This window comes from Paenibacillus pini JCM 16418 (assembly GCF_000576305.1).
Taxonomy (GTDB): Bacteria; Bacillota; Bacilli; order Paenibacillales; family Paenibacillaceae; genus Paenibacillus_AQ; species Paenibacillus_AQ pini.
Map to the genome: position 1 here is coordinate 158,577 of NZ_BAVZ01000006.1, position 16,472 is coordinate 175,048.

12 protein-coding genes and 4 pseudogenes are annotated in these 16,472 nt (G+C 39.5%); 12 read left to right on the top strand and 4 right to left on the bottom strand.

Annotated features, from left to right (window positions below; genetic code table 11):
- Nucleotides 1-54 precede the first annotated feature (54 nt).
- Nucleotides 55-426 (bottom strand): hypothetical protein, encoded by a 372-nt coding sequence (locus tag JCM16418_RS11075; protein WP_242403794.1) that lies wholly within the window; start codon nt 424-426, stop codon nt 55-57.
- 240 nt (nt 427-666) lie between these two features.
- Here JCM16418_RS11075 and JCM16418_RS11080 point away from each other — a divergent pair, with 240 nt between their 5' ends.
- From JCM16418_RS11080 to JCM16418_RS11100, 6 genes and pseudogenes are all read left to right on the top strand, one after another.
- Nucleotides 667-1,509 (top strand): CgeB family protein, encoded by an 843-nt coding sequence (locus JCM16418_RS11080; RefSeq protein ID WP_052020208.1) that lies wholly within the window; start codon nt 667-669, stop codon nt 1,507-1,509.
- Nucleotides 1,440-1,766, top strand: coding sequence for a glycosyltransferase family protein (locus JCM16418_RS23720; RefSeq protein ID WP_444543854.1), 327 nt, complete (start codon nt 1,440-1,442; stop codon nt 1,764-1,766). The genes JCM16418_RS11080 and JCM16418_RS23720 overlap by 70 nt, the downstream gene beginning before the upstream one ends.
- Nucleotides 1,767-1,822: 56 nt before the next feature.
- Nucleotides 1,823-2,888: pseudogene (locus JCM16418_RS11085) on the top strand (glycosyltransferase WbsX family protein).
- Nucleotides 2,889-3,023: 135 nt separating this feature from the next.
- Nucleotides 3,024-3,810 (top strand): annotated as a pseudogene (locus JCM16418_RS11090) (DUF817 domain-containing protein).
- A gap of 271 nt (nt 3,811-4,081) precedes the next feature.
- A pseudogene (locus JCM16418_RS11095) lies at nt 4,082-6,881 on the top strand (sensor domain-containing phosphodiesterase).
- Nucleotides 6,882-6,891: 10 nt separating this feature from the next.
- Nucleotides 6,892-8,530 (top strand): annotated as a pseudogene (locus JCM16418_RS11100) (thiamine pyrophosphate-binding protein).
- Nucleotides 8,531-8,646: 116 nt separating this feature from the next.
- Here the strand turns inward: JCM16418_RS11100 and JCM16418_RS11105 are convergent.
- From JCM16418_RS11105 to JCM16418_RS11115, 3 genes are all read right to left on the bottom strand, one after another.
- Nucleotides 8,647-9,174, bottom strand: coding sequence for a hypothetical protein (locus tag JCM16418_RS11105; RefSeq protein ID WP_036648913.1), 528 nt, complete (start codon nt 9,172-9,174; stop codon nt 8,647-8,649).
- A 471-nt stretch (nt 9,175-9,645) separates the two neighbouring features.
- On the bottom strand, nt 9,646-11,193 hold the full coding sequence (locus JCM16418_RS11110; RefSeq protein ID WP_036648731.1) for a solute symporter family protein: 1,548 nt from the start codon (nt 11,191-11,193) through the stop codon (nt 9,646-9,648).
- Nucleotides 11,190-11,537 (bottom strand): DUF485 domain-containing protein, encoded by a 348-nt coding sequence (locus tag JCM16418_RS11115; RefSeq protein WP_052020210.1) that lies wholly within the window; start codon nt 11,535-11,537, stop codon nt 11,190-11,192. The genes JCM16418_RS11110 and JCM16418_RS11115 overlap by 4 nt, the downstream gene beginning before the upstream one ends.
- Before the next feature lie 691 nt (nt 11,538-12,228).
- Between JCM16418_RS11115 and JCM16418_RS11120 the strand changes: the two genes are divergently transcribed.
- The 6 genes from JCM16418_RS11120 to JCM16418_RS25850 all read left to right on the top strand — a co-directional run bounded on the left by JCM16418_RS11120 (nt 12,229) and on the right by JCM16418_RS25850 (nt 16,467).
- Entirely contained in the window at nt 12,229-12,954 is a 726-nt protein-coding gene (locus JCM16418_RS11120; protein WP_036648733.1) for a glycosyltransferase, read from the top strand.
- Nucleotides 12,951-13,856, top strand: a complete 906-nt coding sequence (locus tag JCM16418_RS11125; RefSeq protein WP_036648735.1) for a Gfo/Idh/MocA family protein — start codon at nt 12,951-12,953, stop codon at nt 13,854-13,856. The genes JCM16418_RS11120 and JCM16418_RS11125 overlap by 4 nt, the downstream gene beginning before the upstream one ends.
- Nucleotides 13,857-13,874: 18 nt before the next feature.
- Complete coding sequence (locus tag JCM16418_RS11130; protein WP_036648737.1) at nt 13,875-14,999, top strand: FAD-dependent oxidoreductase; 1,125 nt, start codon at nt 13,875-13,877, stop codon at nt 14,997-14,999.
- On the top strand, nt 14,996-15,634 hold the full coding sequence (locus JCM16418_RS11135) for a glycosyltransferase (RefSeq protein ID WP_036648739.1): 639 nt from the start codon (nt 14,996-14,998) through the stop codon (nt 15,632-15,634). Before JCM16418_RS11130 ends, JCM16418_RS11135 begins: the two co-directional genes overlap by 4 nt.
- Nucleotides 15,635-15,786: 152 nt before the next feature.
- Complete coding sequence (locus JCM16418_RS11140) at nt 15,787-16,029, top strand: hypothetical protein (RefSeq protein WP_148298784.1); 243 nt, start codon at nt 15,787-15,789, stop codon at nt 16,027-16,029.
- A gap of 48 nt (nt 16,030-16,077) precedes the next feature.
- A complete protein-coding gene (locus JCM16418_RS25850; protein WP_242403795.1) occupies nt 16,078-16,467 on the top strand; it encodes a hypothetical protein in 390 nt (129 codons plus the stop codon).
- The last annotated feature ends 5 nt before the right edge of the window (nt 16,468-16,472 follow it).

The window sequence follows — 16,472 nt, forward strand, 5'->3', positions numbered from 1 at the left end:
AAAGAAGAAGCATCGAGTCATGAACATGTCTCGATGCTTCTTCTTTATACTTCGTTAAACTCTTTGAATTGCAAGATTAGCAGTTCCACTGCTCACATCTATAAATAGAACATAGTTAAGACCGTCTGTGCCTTGTAGCAGGAGACCCGGTTGATTCGATGAGCCTGTAGGATAAAATATTACCTGTTGAACAGAGGATGTACCCCCTGGAAGCGTTGGCTGACTCCATACACCCAACCGAAATAATGTATTCACGCCTTGTCCTGAAGTAATGGTTCCTCCTACGGCTAAATGATTGTTAACTGTTTCACTTCCGTTAACATTGAGCGACTGTGCAATAGTTTCATTACCTCCCACTTGAAGGTCCTGTTGAACCGTCGCACTCCCCGTAACTTGAATACTATCAAATGTTGGCAATTCAATCACACTCCTTTCTAGTGTTACACCTTATTCTATGTGGACAACATCAATTGGTAATGGTATATTTACACATTTTCATATAAAAGAGAGAGCCCTATTATATGACATAGGTTCATACGCAGACTTGCCACGCCTACTAATTATGGTTAAACACCTAAAGGCAAAACAAAAAAATGAAGCATATAGTAGCTTAAAGCCGACAAACCATCCTGTAATCATACAATCAGAGCAGAAAGGAGGAGGCTTATGAAGAAAACGATCAAAAAAAGATTAAACTCCAATGAACCACAAAATAAATTGATTATTAATCAAGTGAAAAGAACACTAAATGAGAAGCTAAATGAAAAGTTGAACCCCTTATTAGATGCCATATCGCTTTATCAGAGCAATGTGCAGAGTGGGATGCTGTTGATGCAAGATTTTTATAAAACGCAAGACAGGAGAAAGGTGTTCTATAAGCGATTAAACCTCTTGTTGGTTGTGCCCACCCTCAAAATAAGTAATACCTTAAATGAAATCATTCTTGAAGAGCAACTTAGGCATTTAGTTAAGAATGTACATGCCGTTAAATATGCTCATCATCTTGAAGAGTGCCTGTCCCAACAAGAGTTTGACTTGATATTGGTTCTTGGCAGTGAGGAGAAGCTTCCCACAGAGAGCTTGAATATACTGAAGCAATCTAATATTAAAAAAGCCGTGTGGTTATCAGATGAACGTGGGGTAACCGAAGTTGAGTGGCAGCTTGCTCCCTTATTTGATTATGTATTTACGCAAAGCACCGCTAATATCCCTGCCTATAAAGCGTTACAGTGCAAGCACTGTCACTATATGCCGTTTGCATCGAATACCAGCATCTATTTTCCTAAGGCAGTAGAAAGTCGGTACCAGTCTGATGTTCTACTCATTGGCGATATCCGTTTAAATACGGTTCTGCGTGCATGTATACAATCAGAAGTATTATCGGGTAAAAAGGTTGTTAGTTATGGAGAGGCTGGGAGAATATATCGTCTGTTCTTTCGGTGTCTCCAGAGGAAGATGTTGCAGACTATTATAATGGCGCCAAAATGGTCATTAATTGCAGCCCGCTGAAGCAGCGGATGCTAGATGTATCTGCTTGTGGAACGTTCCAGCTGATTCAGGAGCATCCGGATGTCGTTCCTCATGCTGAAGCTGGAGAGTTTCTAGTATCCTTTCGTGAAGTGGATGACCTATTAGAGCGGTTTAATCACTATTGGCTTAACATTGATCATCGAAGATTAGTAGCCTCCCGGGCACTAGCGGACAATAAATATAATCATTCCTTTCTCCAAAAGGGAATGGAGCTACTCGATATTGCGCTTAATTAGCATAAGTAGCAAAAGGCTATCCGGTGCTATGCTTAGCTAAGAAGGGAGATCAAGAGTTGAAGCTGATTGCCTTTTTATTACCTCAGTTCCATCGTGTTGCGGAGAATGATGCTGGTGGGGCGAAGGATTCACGGAGTGGACGAATGTAAAAAAGGCAGTTCCATTATATCCAAGTCATGTACAGCCTCGAGCGCCGATGAATCAGTATTACTATGACCTTACGGACCCGGAAGCAAGAATGTGGCAAGCTGAAACGGCCAAGGCATATGGGTTTATGGCTTTTGCTATTACCACTACTGGTTTAAAGGGAAGAAACTACTTGAAAAACCGCTTCAGGAAATTCTCAAGTATAAAACGCCCGATTTTCCCTTCTGTCTATCATGGGCGAATGAACCTTGGACGCGAAAATGGGATGGCATGGAATCAGATGTACTCATGGCGCAGGATTATGGAGATGAGAAGGATTGGAGTTTGCATTTTTATTCGCTTTTAGATGCTTTTATGGACCCCCGCTATATTCGAGTAAACGGAAAGCCCTTGTTTCTCATCTATAGACCGGTAAGCATCCCTCGTTGTGAAGAAATGATTGTTCACTGGCAAAAGCTAGCACTGACCAATGGATTAAAGGGTATTCATATGGTTCGGACACTTGGAGGCTTTTCAATAGGTGAGCAACAGGGGTTCGATGCCAGCATGGAATTTGAACCGCATTATACATTCGCTCACGGGAATTTGAAGCAACCTTGGAGTCGTTTCTCTGTTGAAGGAAGAGAGCATCTGGTCATGGATTACGATAAAGTATGGCAGTCTATTCTAGAGCGAACACCTCACAGAGATGGTGAACAAATATATCCTGGCGCGTATGTCAATTGGGACAATACACCTCGTAGAGGTTCTTCTGGTCAGAGTAGCCTGGGCATGACGCCACAGAAGTTTGGATGGTACTTATCAAAGCAAATCGCGAGAGCCAAAGAGGCGTATAAAAGCGAATTCGTGTTTATTAATGCATGGAATGAATGGGGCGAGGGCGCCTATCTAGAACCGGACATTGAGTATGGATACCAATACTTGCATGCCGTCAGGAGAGCCTTAGATCAAAATACGAAACAAAATTTGCCTTGAATGATCATCGAAGCTAACCTCATAGCTTCGATTCTTTGTTTATTTGATGTGTAAATCGATACATAGCTATCTCATTTCTGATGAAATGCTATAATATACGTGGTCATCATCGTGAAACATGTTGTGGAGGATAATATGAAATCAATCATTAGATTCTTAACCTTCGGCTGGCTCCAAGCCCGCTCATGTATTTTTCCGGCCGTTATTTTTATTACGCTGGCTATCTCGAAATATGTAACTATACCTTTTCTGTCACGTTATGATTTCATATTACTAGTATGTGTGCTTGCACAACTACTAATGATATTATTTAAACTGGAAACATGGGATGAGCTCAAAGTCATTTGTATGTTTCATGTCATCGGACTCATGTTGGAATTATACAAGGTACATATGCTCATGGAGTTACCCGGGAGAAGGCTGGAGCAAGATCGGCGGAGTTCCTCTGTACAGTGGGTTTATGTATGCTAGCGTTGCTAGTTATATATGCCAGTCATGGCGAAATATGAAGCTTCAAATTGTGGGCTGGCCTCATCCAATTCTAACCGTAGGGATTAGTCTACTTATTTATATGAATTTTTTTACTCATCATTATCTTCCCGATCTACGCTGGGTGCTGATGCTATTACTTCTTATTGTATTTATTAGAACCTTTGTTTCTTTCGAAGTACTGGGCAAAAAATATCGGATGCCAATGGTGCTGTCTTTCTTTCTGATCGGTTTCTTTATTTGGATCGCAGAGAACATCTCCACTTTTCTAGGCGCATGGCGATATCCTGATCAAGATCAGGCTTGGAGAATTGTACATATTGGCAAGATCAGCTCATGGTTTTTGCTTGTAGTCATCAGCGTTATCATTGTGGGTCAGTTGAAACGAGTGAAAAGCACAGATCAGGAAATTTCAGATAAGGATAATTCATAACTTTTTCAATAGACCACAATCGAGAACGTAACTCGATTGTGATTTTTTTAATTTCAAAAAATATATATCTGCAATTCATATTTCTTATATTAAATGTATTGCAAATGGAGTTAAAATAAGGAAAATAGGAAATTGTGGCGAATAGTATGATATAGAAGTTACTTGTATAAAACTAGGCAAGTCCATACGCCTTATAGATTTAATAATTTATTATCTAGCAGGCTTCATACAACTATGTTAAACGGAATGATAAATGGAGGGCGTGTGAAGGATGAAAGAACAAACGAGGTATTCTAGGCTCGCGAATATAACAAAATTGATCAATACAAAACTTGAGTTACGTGAGGTATTGCAGCATGTAACTACGGCTATATCGGAAGAGATCGTTCAATGTGATTCCGTAGGTATTTATCTGCCACAGGAAGATGGAACATTCAGAGGTTACGTTGGCAAGCCGGAGCTTATGAATGGAATGACTCTAGATATGCATATTATTGAGACGGAGTATGATTTATTAGCGAAAGAAGTCATCGAAACGCAAAAAACAATTTATATTCCTGATACAACCAAGGATAACCGTCCGGACCCTAGGGCTGTAGATGGTTTTCATATTAAATCTTTATTGGTACTTCCAATCTCTTATGAGAACGAGCTGTTTGGTCTTGTTTTTCTATTTGATTATGGTATTCCGATGAATTTAACAGAGTCAGAGATCCAAACGGTTGAGGCCTATGTAAATATGGCTGCGGTAGCCATTCAGAATGCAAATAATTTAACGCATAAGGAGAATCTCATTGCTGAGAAGCAGCTCTTGCTAGATGTAACACGTGATTTATCGATGTGTTCTTCGATGCAGGAGGGGATTGACCGATGCTTTCTCTATATAGCTAAAGTGCTAAACACCGATAATATCGGCGCACATTTGCTTGACCCATTAGCTGGCAGAAGAATCAAGCCCGCAAAATTAAGTAAGGATAGTGACTGGACCGAAGCAGCGTGGATGGAGACACATCACAAAGTGAAGATTGATCCTGAAAATGATGCTGTATTTCAAGAAGTTATTAGAACCAAGAAGGCTATCCTCATACCCGATGCTTTAGAAGATGACAGACCGAACCATGAAGCATGCGAGAAGTTTGGTATTAAAGGTCTCTTTATGCTTCCGCTAGTTTCGATGGGGAGCGTACTAGGCGTCATAGCGTGGTGAATCTTGAAGAACGAGGCAAAGTGTACTCGGATGTGGTTATTCAATTGGCTCAATCCATCGTAGATGCTACTGCCTCGACATTATCGAACCTGTTATATATGGAGAAGCAAGAAGTTATTATCGAGGAGAGAACATCTGAAATTACGGAGAAGAATCAAGAGCTTGAGCGAGTAGTGACCGAACTGCAGCATCTTAGCCGCGAAAAAGAGTTGATTCTTAACTCTGCTGGTGAAGGAATTTTCGGTTTGGATCTGGATGGGAATATTACATTCTGCAATCCAGCTGGGGAAGCGATGTTAGGCTATGAAATCAAAGGTGAGTTGATCGGACAACCTTACAGTTGTATTTTTAACGGAGGGGTCATGGGCGAGCCTAACGGCACCTCAGCTTCATACGAAAGGAAATGGAACCATTGTCATAATGATGAGAAATTTTACCGCAAAGATAATTCTAGTTTTCCAGTCGAATATGTCATTTCCTCAATTAAGGAAGGTGACGAGATCGTCGGGGAAGTCGTGACTTTTAAAGATATAACGCAGCGTAAACAAATGGAAGAAGAGATTAAATACCATGCTTATTTCGATAGTGTGACTGGCCTGCCAAACCGAGTTCTATTAAAAGATCGACTACAGCAAGGGATTGCACACGCCCAAATGAATGGATGCAAAATAGCGCTCCTGTATTTGGATTTAGATCGGTTTAAGTTCATTAACGATACATTGGGGCACAGCTATGGGGATCTACTTTTACATGATGTCGCTCAGCGCTTAAGTGCCTCGATCCCTAAGAACGCAACCGTTTCACGGCAAGGGGGGGATGAATTCACCATCTTCCTACCTAATATTAGAAACAAAAGAGAAGTTTTAAAAATAGTTAATCAGGTTATCCAGTCCTTCTCTAATCCTTTCTATATTAAAGATAATGAAGTGTTTATTAAAACTAGCATTGGTATTAGTTTGTTCCCGGAGAATGGAGACACAACGGAGACCTTGATTAAAAATGCAGATACCGCTATGTATAAATCCAAAGAAATATCCGGTAATAGCTATCATTTCTTTAGTACCGGAATGGATACGAGAACTTTTGAGATCGTTAAATTTGAGAATGCCTTGTATAAAGCCCTAGATAACAATGAACTGGAAATCTACTATCAGCCTCAAATAAACTATCAAACGCAAACTATTGTAGGTGTAGAAGCGTTAATAAGATGGAACCATCCCGTAGAGGCTTAGTTCCACCCGATGAATTTATTCCTCTTGCAGAAGAAACAGGATTAATTGTTCCTATCGGAGAATGGGTTCTTGAAAATGCATGTAAGCAGTTGAAAAAATGGCATGAGCAGGGATTTCCATTAATCAGTGTGTCCGTCAATTTATCGGTCCGTCAGTTTGAACAAAATAATTTGTTCTCTATGGTCAAAAACATCTTGAAGAGAGTAGGCTTATCATCTGAGTATCTACACCTAGAACTTACAGAGAATCAAATTATTAAGAACACCGATATTACTTTGAAAACAATGGAGCAGCTCAAAGGACTCGGAATCAGTATTGCCATTGATGATTTTGGTACAGGCTATTCATCGCTAGGTTATTTGAAGAACTTCCCGATCAGTACGCTTAAAATTGATAAATCATTTGTTCAAGATATAACCCAAGACGATGATGATGCGGCCATTACCAATACCATTATCACGCTCGCACAGAACCTTAACCTGAATGTCATTGCTGAAGGTGTTGAGACGAGCGAACAAGCCGAATTTTTATCCGCTAGAGATTGTTATTTGATGCAAGGGTATTTCTTCGGTCGTCCAATGAAAGCCGATGATCTTGAGAAGAAGTATCTATCTACTAAGTATGAATTATAGGGAGGATCTTATGAAAGCAGCTCGTTCAGTATTGGAATATTTAAAAGGTTATGGCGTACAACATATTTTTGGTATTCCAGCAGGTTCCGTTAATGTTATTTTTGATGAATTATATGATATGCCTGAAATTACGCCGATTATTACGAAGCATGAAGGGGCGGCTTCCTATATGGCGGCTGCTTATGCTAAGTATGCTAACCAAATGAGTGTATGTATTGGCTGTAGTGGCCTGGTGGAACGAACTTGATTACCGGTGCTGCGAATGCTATGCGTGAGCATATGCCGGTTTTGTTCATCACAGGTGCGGTTCCTGTTAGCACGGTAGGTCTAAATGCTTCTCAAGAATTAGATGCTGACCCTGTCTTCCGTTCGGTCACTAAATATAGTGTGACCGTCAAGAATTCAGAAGATTTACTACATGAAGTTGTAAAAGCCGTAGAGATTGCGATTTCGGGAGTTCCCGGACCAGTTCACGTTGCCATCCCTATTGATGTACAACAAGGCGAGATCCAAGTGCCTATTATACCGAACCCACCAACAAGAGCACCGATGGTTCCAGATCTTGATGTCATTCGAGATGTAGCATTTGAACTTACACGAAGAGAAAGCGGCTATATATTTATAGGTCAAGGTGTTCGATATTCTGTAGATCAGTGTATTGAGCTTGCAGAATTGTTAGATTGGCCAATCTTAACGTCACCACAGGCTAAAGGATTTATTCCAGAGGATCATCCCCTTCTAGCGGGTGTGTTCGGTTTCGCGGGCAGTGAAAATGCTTCAAGGCTCGTTAATGAGGGAGATGGACAGGCTCTATTGATCTTGGGTTCAAGTCTTGGTGAAACGGCAACGAATAACTGGAATGTTAATTTAACTAAAGATCGATTCACGGTACAAATGGATTTTGATCAGACCGTATTTAACCGAAAGTATAAGATCGATATCCCTGTATTAGGTGATATTAATTTAGGATTATTGTTCCTCATGGAAGAATTACAGTCGTTAGGGCTACCGAGAGATAAGAAGACAGTCGTTGAGAAGAGACAAGTGGATACGGCGAAAGCGAGGAATATAATACGAAGAATGTATTGTTGAATTTACAAAAGCACTTGCCTTCTTCAACCCGTTACACGGTTGATATTGGCGAGTTTATGTCCTATGTCATTCATCACATGAATGTACTTGATTCACATACGTTTGATATCAATGTACATTTTGGTGCAATGGGAAGCGGCATTGGATCAGCGATTGGATCGAAGCTAGCTGAACCAGAACGTCCTGTCGTATGTATTACAGGCGATGGCTGCTTTTTCATGCATGGGATGGAAATTCTAACTGCAAAGGAATACAATTTGCCCATCCTATTTGTGATTATGAATAATGCACGCTTAGGCATGGTCTATCATGGACATGAGCTTCAGTATAAACGCTCTCACCCATCGTTCGGGCAGACCGAAACTAATATTGCGGCACTTGCTGCGGCTATGGATATACCAAGTTTTAGAGTTAACGGTTTGGAAGACATGAATCAAGAAGTGATCCATAACTTCACGAATTTAAAGGGTCCAGCCGTTTTGGAAGTCGCTTTAGTAGATAATAATGTTCCCCCGATGGGAGACCGTGTTAAATTCTTGTCGTCTTTCGGAAAATAAAGTTTAAATAGCTTAACGAGTTATCCTTCTTTAGAATGATGCAGATACATATAGCAGCGGAGTCATCTAGGAAAGCAAATGCTTTCCTAGATGACTCCAAAAAGGATAACTATATTTTATAAATCAGAGTAACGTTGTTGAATGACTTGAACAATAGCCCCTATTGTTTGTCCCTTAAAGGCATCGGGAACAGCTTTGCCAGAGGGATTCGAGTAATAGTAACCTCCTACTTCTTCATCATAGGAATACCCGAGACTTGTTAAAGATTGCTGCAATTCATTGGGCAGCTCTTGAATTCCAGTCTGCTCCATGAAATATGCAGTCGGAAGAACCTTTACATCCACATCACCTGTACCTGTAAGCACAGTGATTAAATCATGTTCATTTCGAACAACCCATTGCCCTTTGGAATACAAAGAAATTTTAGCCTTCTCTAATGAGGCAACCCCGTCTAAATTCACGCCAAACTTTTGATTAATCAATTTGCGAATATCTGCTCCGGATATTGGATCTCCGTTATAACCCAGCTGAGCTGGATCTAAATTAAACCCGAAAATCTCTTCCACTACTCTACAAATCTCAGAACTATTTAGTTTTCCCTCATATGAAGCCAACTGGGTATCCATCAATTCTACTTTTGTCATTTGTACCATCCTCTGCGGTGTAATAAGAACTATATATTCTAATAGGAAGATAAGGGAAAACCCCCACAAACCAATGGCACACGCAAGCACTAGTCGTATCTTTGCTTTCTGTCTCCATTGTATCTTCTTATAAAATACGTCAACTATTAAAAAACTAAACATGACAACATTGAATACTATAAATAGAGCCACCATATGTTTACGACCTCCGATGCATCCGTTTGGGCTACTATTTCGTTATACCATGATGTCTCTGAATATCCCCTTAATTTCTACAACATATTATCATATTTACCATAATCTTTGTCATTATTAAGATATTTATAATCCCGTTCAGTGACATAGCCCATATTACGAGAACAATTGTTTATCCTATAAAGACAGACTGAAGGCCCGATCACAGTCATACTGGCTAGATCGGGCCTTCATTTATGGTGTTACAGATACACCGTAGTCACCTGATATTACTCGTTACATCGTTGTATCCATTCCCGTATTGGATCTGACTAAGATTTCATCGTAGCTAACCTGATCATCCTGATTAGCTGATTTGCGTGTAACCAGGGTACCGACGTACCCTGCAATGAATCCAAGAGGTATGGAGATAATCCCTGGTGTTGTGTATGGATATAGCGGTTCTCCGATGAACATGGCTTTGCCTGCAACAGGGCTGAATACGTTAGGACCAACAATAACAAGACCGATTGAAGTTACGAGTCCTACGACCATGGCCCAAATGGCGCCGTTTGTGTTGAATTTTTTCCAATAGATTGTGTATAGGATAACCGGCAAATTAGCACTGGCAGCAACGGCGAAAGCTAAAGATACGAGGAAAGCGACGTTCAGGTTTCTAGCGAATAAAGCCAGCACAATCGATAGCACGGAGATACCAATCGAGGCATAACGAGCCATACTGACTTGTTGCTTCTCTGTGGCTTTTCCTTTTTTCAATATATGATTGTAGAAGTCATGTGAGAATGCGGAAGCTGCCGTTAAAACAAGGCCGGCAACGACCGCTAGAATGGTTGCAAAGGCAACCGCAGAGATAAAGGCAAATAGCATATTACCGCCCAGTGCTTGGGCAAGTAAAGGCGCAGCCATATTACCTGCTTTGTCTGCTGCGATGATATCGGAATTCCCAACGAAGGCAGCTGCTCCAAACCCTAGGAAAATCGTCATAACATAGAAGATCCCAATAATCCAAGTCGCATAAACAACAGAGCTACGTGCGGTCTTGGCATCACGTACGGTAAAGAAACGAACAAGAATGTGAGGTAGACCTGCGGTACCTAGTACAAGACCCATCGTTAAGGATAGGGTATCTAAACCATTTTTGTATTTAACTCCGGGGTTTAAAAAGGCATCCTTTAGAGGTGTGGCGGTTTTCATCTGATCATACATAGCAGTGATACTAAAGTTAAATTTGTATAGAACAATAATAGAGATAACAAACGTTCCTGCCATTAGCAAGACCGCTTTAATGATCTGCACCCAACTGGTTGCGTGCATACCACCAAAGATGACGTACACGGTCATGAGAACGCCGACGATGATAACGGAGGTCGTAAAGTCGATCCCTAGCAATAGCTTAATTAGAGCACCTGCCCCGACAAGCTGAGCAATCATGTAAAAGATAGAGATGGTGATGGTATTAAATGCGGCAAAACCTCTGATCTTCTTCGCATTGAAGCGAACGGCAATCATATCTGCAAATGTATATTTACCTAAGTTTCTTAAGGGTTCAGCTACAAGGAATAGGACAACTAGGTAAGCAACGAGGAATCCGATACTGTAGAAAAATCCATCAAAGCCAGCTAGCGCAATCGTTCCAGCAATCCCGAGGAAGGAAGCCGCTGACATATAATCTCCAGCGATGGCCATTCCGTTCTGCCAACCCGTAAGTCCGCCTCCAGCTGTATAAAAGTCGCTAGCAGATTTATTTTTCTTGGAAGCCCAATACGTAATCATGAGAGTAAAAGCAACGATGACTAAGAACATTGAGAATGCTGCTGTATTCATAGTTTACCCTCTTTCTCTGCCAAGACTTGCTCAGACAGTTTATCGAATTTCGAGGCTTTTTTATAGTAGATCATACAGAATGCCCACGTCATCACAAATTGAAGGAATGCTAGAACCCATGCCCAAGTTATGCTTCCATAGAAGGGTTTATTAAGGAAGGTAGTGTAGGATGTAAGAATAGGTAGGGCAAAATAAAAACAAAAGAAGAAGATGGTAAACGGAATAATAAATCGTTTCTTTTCGCGGAGTAGTTGCTGGAAGTGAGCCGACTTTACAATTTTAGAATATTCCTCGGGTGTCCGTTTCGTCTGCGTATGTTTAGATATCTGGGGTTTACTTTCCATAATCCATCCCTCGCATTCTTATAAATGTAAGCGCTTTTAATATGAATCATCATGTATGAATTGTTCTGGCTGGCTCACCCTCCTGTTCAATGTTCATTGGCTTCCATAAAGGATGTGACTAAATTGCGTATAAATAATGCCTTAATTATATATTAAAGTTAAAAAATGTAAATCCCTTTATTTATGATAGGTAAATGCTGTTTGCACCAATGAAATATCGAAGAAAGTGTCTCATGAGAAGCGTGGATTTTATATTGTAAACAGAGAAAGCCGAAGCAATCCTTATAGAGAGGATAGTTTCGACTTTTTTTGATGTCAAACCATAGATTAATATGTTAAGATATGTTGAATAAAAGAAAATTTTACATAAAAATGGATGTTTTTTCGTTGCTTATAGTTCAAAATATTGATATGATTATCAGATAAATCTATTTTATATAGTATGAAAGTCCCCTAAATATCCACACCTCTATATTGTAATATCATATGGAATCATTATAAATAATCCCACCATTCCTACAAAATGAGCCTTTAGAACCAATTTAGGGGCGAATTTATCTCATAATATTTATTTTTTTGTGATAGAGCCCCCTTCAACTAATATAATTCCAACATCAATATTTATTCAGTAGAATGATAAATTTAAATTTGCTAATCATCGTTATTTATTTGCAGTAGGAGGTTTGATTACATGAGAATCAATATTGTAGTCCCTGTATTAAATGAAGAGTTTCGCATACAGAGGGGAATCGAACAAGCTGTACGTTATTTAGAAGACCATTTGCAGGATAAGTACCAAATAACGATTGTGGATAATGGTTCTACAGATAACACGGAGACAATAGCAAAGCATTTAGTAGAAGAACATAAACATATTTCTTATATGAAATTATCACAAAGAGGCGTTGGTTTAGCTTTAAGAGAAGCTGTAAAATTGAATGAATGCGAAATTATTGGATATATGGATGTCGATTTATCAACGGATTTGCAGCATATTAAACAGGTCTACGATTTATTTGAGAACCATGAGAACACCAAAATTGTGAATGGCTCAAGAATCAAGCAGCATTCAAACGTTAAGAATAGAAAACTAATTAGGGAAATTACTTCTAGAGGGTTAAATTTAATTCTTAAAATATTGCTCGGTGTTAAATTTACTGATGCGATGTGCGGATTTAAATTTTTTAATAGGAATGTCATTGAGGATCTAATTGATAAGAGCAGTGACAATCATGGCTGGTTCTATTGTGCTGAATTGTTGGTGAGAGCAGAATGGGAAGGCATTGAGATACAAGAGATCGCTGTGAATTGGGATGATGATCCTAACTCTAAAGTGAAGATTATGAAGTTAGTAATCACATATATGAAGGAAATTATGAAGCTTCGCAAAGAAAAAGGGGAGAGTCATACCGCATGAAGGTTGCCTTGATTGGATATGGTTACTGGGGCAAGATTATCAGAAGGTATATTGAGCGGAGTGAGGCTCTCCAGCTTGAGCTCATATATGATAGGCATCCACAAGAAGATAAAATATTTACGAATCATATGAACCATATTCTCTTAAATAACGAAATAGAGTTGGTATTCATATGCACGCCTACCCATACGCATTATGAGTACTGCAAGCTTTGCTTAACGAATCATAAACATGTCTTTTGCGAAAAGCCGTTAGTTACAGATTATAGTCAAGCTGTTGAATTAACTAGATTAGCTGAGTCCAATCAAAAAATTCTATATACTGATTATATTTATACGGTTTCAAAATCGATTCAATCGATGAAAACGTTTAAGGAACAAGTAGGGGATATTCTTGCTATAGAAGGACGAATTGAACAATTTGGCAACTTCTATAGGGATGAACATGTATACGAGATCATAGGAGTTCATTTGATATCTGCTATTTTATATATTTTAGAGGGTTATGATCGTATTACACATGTGGATTTCACCGACATGGTTACCAATGAAGCGGGTTTCTGTAACATAGGAAACATACAGATGAACATAGACCATATATCGGTTGAAGTGCATTGCAATCTATTAGCCATACGTAAGGTTCGAACACTTCGATTGATCGGCAGTAAGGGCATGCTTCACTTTGATATGATGAGGAGTCCGAATGTAGAGCTTATTCGATTTGAGCAGGAAGAGCATGCCTATCGCATGATAGAGTCGAAGCAATGGACGTTTGATGAGATGAACAATGTAGAGTATGCCATTCAGGAATGTGTACAATTCATTCTGGATGGAAATGTGAATTCCAATCATGCACTGGCTCTGGAAGTTACAAAGGTTATCCATGAAGGAAGATATATGTAAGAAGAACGGGAGAGCATCATGCATATCGTTGAACAATTTGATTATGTCATATTCGGTGCAGGCATTTATGGTATGTTCGCAGCCAAACATCTCGCTGAACGAGAATTAAGCGTTGCATTAATTGAGCTTGATGAGAAGCCGCTACAGCGTGCTAGTTATATAAACCAAGCCCGCGTTCATAATGGGTATCACTACCCGCGAAGCGTTTCAACTGCATTGAAATCAGCGAAATATTATCAGCGGTTTAATGAGGAGTTTTCATTTGCGATCAATGATCAATTTAAAAAAGTGTATGCTATTTCCTCGAATGATTCATTAACGAGCGCAGAGCACTTCTTTAAATTTTGTGAATATATTGATATTCCGATTGAGGAAATCAACAGCAGGAAATATTTTAATCAGGGTACAGTTGAAGCAACTTTCGAGACAGTAGAGTACAGTTATGATGCAGGCCGAATTAGAGAACGGTACATGACTGAACTGGCTGAATATAAGAATGTTCATATGTATTTTGCTAAGGAATTACATGATGTGGAACAAGATGAGCAAAATTTCTTCTTATCCTTTGCAGACGGGTTCAAAATCATTACACCTAAAGTATTAAATGCTACATATGCCAGCATCAATCAACTGAATACGAAGTTTAATTTTGATCTATTTAATACGAAATATGAGATCTGTGAGGTGATTCTCACTGAGGTTAGTAAGAAACTGCAGAATGTTGGGATCACCGTGATGGACGGCCCTTTTTTCTCCGTTATGCCATTTGGGATGACAGGAAATCATTCATTGACTTCAGTAGGACATACACCACATGAATCGGTTACAAATACATTGCCGAAGTTTAGCTGCCAGGAAGTGAACAGGGCGTGCACGCCAACCTTATTGCGAAACTGCAATTTATGTCCTGCTCAACCCTTTACAGCATGGACAAGCATGCATCAACTTGCTAAGAAATACCTTGTTCCTGAAATTGAGATTCAATATAAATCTTCATTATTTGCGGTAAAGGCTCTAATTAGTGCTTCAGAGTTAGATGATTCGAGACCAACCATTATCAAACAGTTTTCTGAGGAGCCCTCTTATATTTCGGTGTTCTCAGGTAAATTCAATACTATTTATGATTTGGAGGATGTACTGTGAAGGAACAAGTTTTTATTTCTGCGGCAGTATATGCGTACAATTGTGAGAGTAACATCATTCCATTTATCGAAAATTTAGATGCAACATTAAGCGGAATATATCAAGATTATGAAATTATTATCGTTAATGATTTCAGTAAAGATCAGACGCTCGCGAATGCAAGAATGGCTGCTGCTAAGGTATCGGGTGATTGCTCAATAATTAATTTATCCCGTAAGCATGGGATTGAACATGCCATGATGGCTGGACTTAACAAGTCAATGGGTGATTTCGTATATGAGATTGAGTCAGTTATTGTGGATTATCCACTAGATATATTATCTACACTATATAGGACGGCCACGATAGGGAACTATGACATTGTCGCTGCTTCTTCCGATCGCACATCGCTTTACTCTAAGGTCTTTTATAAAATATTAAATAAAATCTCTTATTTAGAAATGAGCCTGTCTACTGAATCTGCTAGAATTGTTAGTCGTAGAGCACTCAATGCGATGCTAAATTTAAAAGAAAAGGTGCGATATCGTAAAGCACTTTATGAATACACAGCTATGCCAAAGAGATTGTTTATTATGAGTCCGATAAAAGCATCCCTATTCCTAATCGAAAGATCAATCGTGAAAATATATCATTAGCGATTGATATCGTTGTGTCATTCTCTAATGGAGGGCTAAAACTGGCGCACTATTTGTCGGTTACCTTCTTCCTCTTCTCATTATTTATGGGAGGATATGCTTTATATAGTTATATATTTAGGGACTTCACCGTGCAGGGCTGGACCACACTAATGATTTTTGTCTCTATGGGATTTGCGGGATTGTTCTTTATTGTAGGGCTACTTGGCGAGTATATTTCAAGAATACTTATAGAAACTCAGAACAGACCGTTCTATAGTACAAAGACGGTGGAGTTGTATAAACCTAGCCGATCTCAGCTACAGAATGCTCAACATAACAATGACATACCTAAGAATGGGAAAACCGAAGGTCCGGAGGCTTTAACAACTTATGAGGTTGCCCATACTCGATAGAATCTACGGTGATGTAAGGGAAGTGAGCGTAAATTGATGAGAAAAAACATGGTTCTGTATATAAGCCTTGTGCTAGTCATATGCGTTGTGACAGCCTGCGAGAAAACACCAGCTAATGCATCATTAGAACCGAAAATTCTCTATGGAGATACCTTTTCGATGCAAGGAAAGCGAGAGAAATTACATCAATTTGTGATCAAAAGCTTATCGGGACCAGACGGCGTATATACCAATTATCTTGATACCGACCAGTCCGCTGACGTTGCAACAGGGCATGAGATATTGAGTGAATCTGCTGGAATAATGATGCGCTATTATGCACTGACCAAGCAGAAGGAGGCCTTTGAGGCTGAGTGGGTACGTACGAAGAAGAACTTTAATCTGAACACTGGCTTTAGTTATCGATATAGCCTAAGCAGGGGAAGAAGTATCCCCTAAATGCG

Coding starts and splice junctions, on each gene's coding strand:
- JCM16418_RS11080 (WP_052020208.1), top strand. CDS start 667: ATGAAGAAAACGATCAAAAAAAGATTAAACTCCAATGAACCACAAAAT.
- JCM16418_RS11105 (WP_036648913.1), bottom strand. CDS start 9,174: ATGACAAAAGTAGAATTGATGGATACCCAGTTGGCTTCATATGAGGGA.
- JCM16418_RS11110 (WP_036648731.1), bottom strand. CDS start 11,193: ATGAATACAGCAGCATTCTCAATGTTCTTAGTCATCGTTGCTTTTACT.
- JCM16418_RS11115 (WP_052020210.1), bottom strand. CDS start 11,537: ATGGAAAGTAAACCCCAGATATCTAAACATACGCAGACGAAACGGACA.
- JCM16418_RS11120 (WP_036648733.1), top strand. CDS start 12,229: ATGAGAATCAATATTGTAGTCCCTGTATTAAATGAAGAGTTTCGCATA.
- JCM16418_RS11125 (WP_036648735.1), top strand. CDS start 12,951: ATGAAGGTTGCCTTGATTGGATATGGTTACTGGGGCAAGATTATCAGA.
- JCM16418_RS11130 (WP_036648737.1), top strand. CDS start 13,875: ATGCATATCGTTGAACAATTTGATTATGTCATATTCGGTGCAGGCATT.
- JCM16418_RS11140 (WP_148298784.1), top strand. CDS start 15,787: ATGATTTTTGTCTCTATGGGATTTGCGGGATTGTTCTTTATTGTAGGG.
- JCM16418_RS25850 (WP_242403795.1), top strand. CDS start 16,078: ATGGTTCTGTATATAAGCCTTGTGCTAGTCATATGCGTTGTGACAGCC.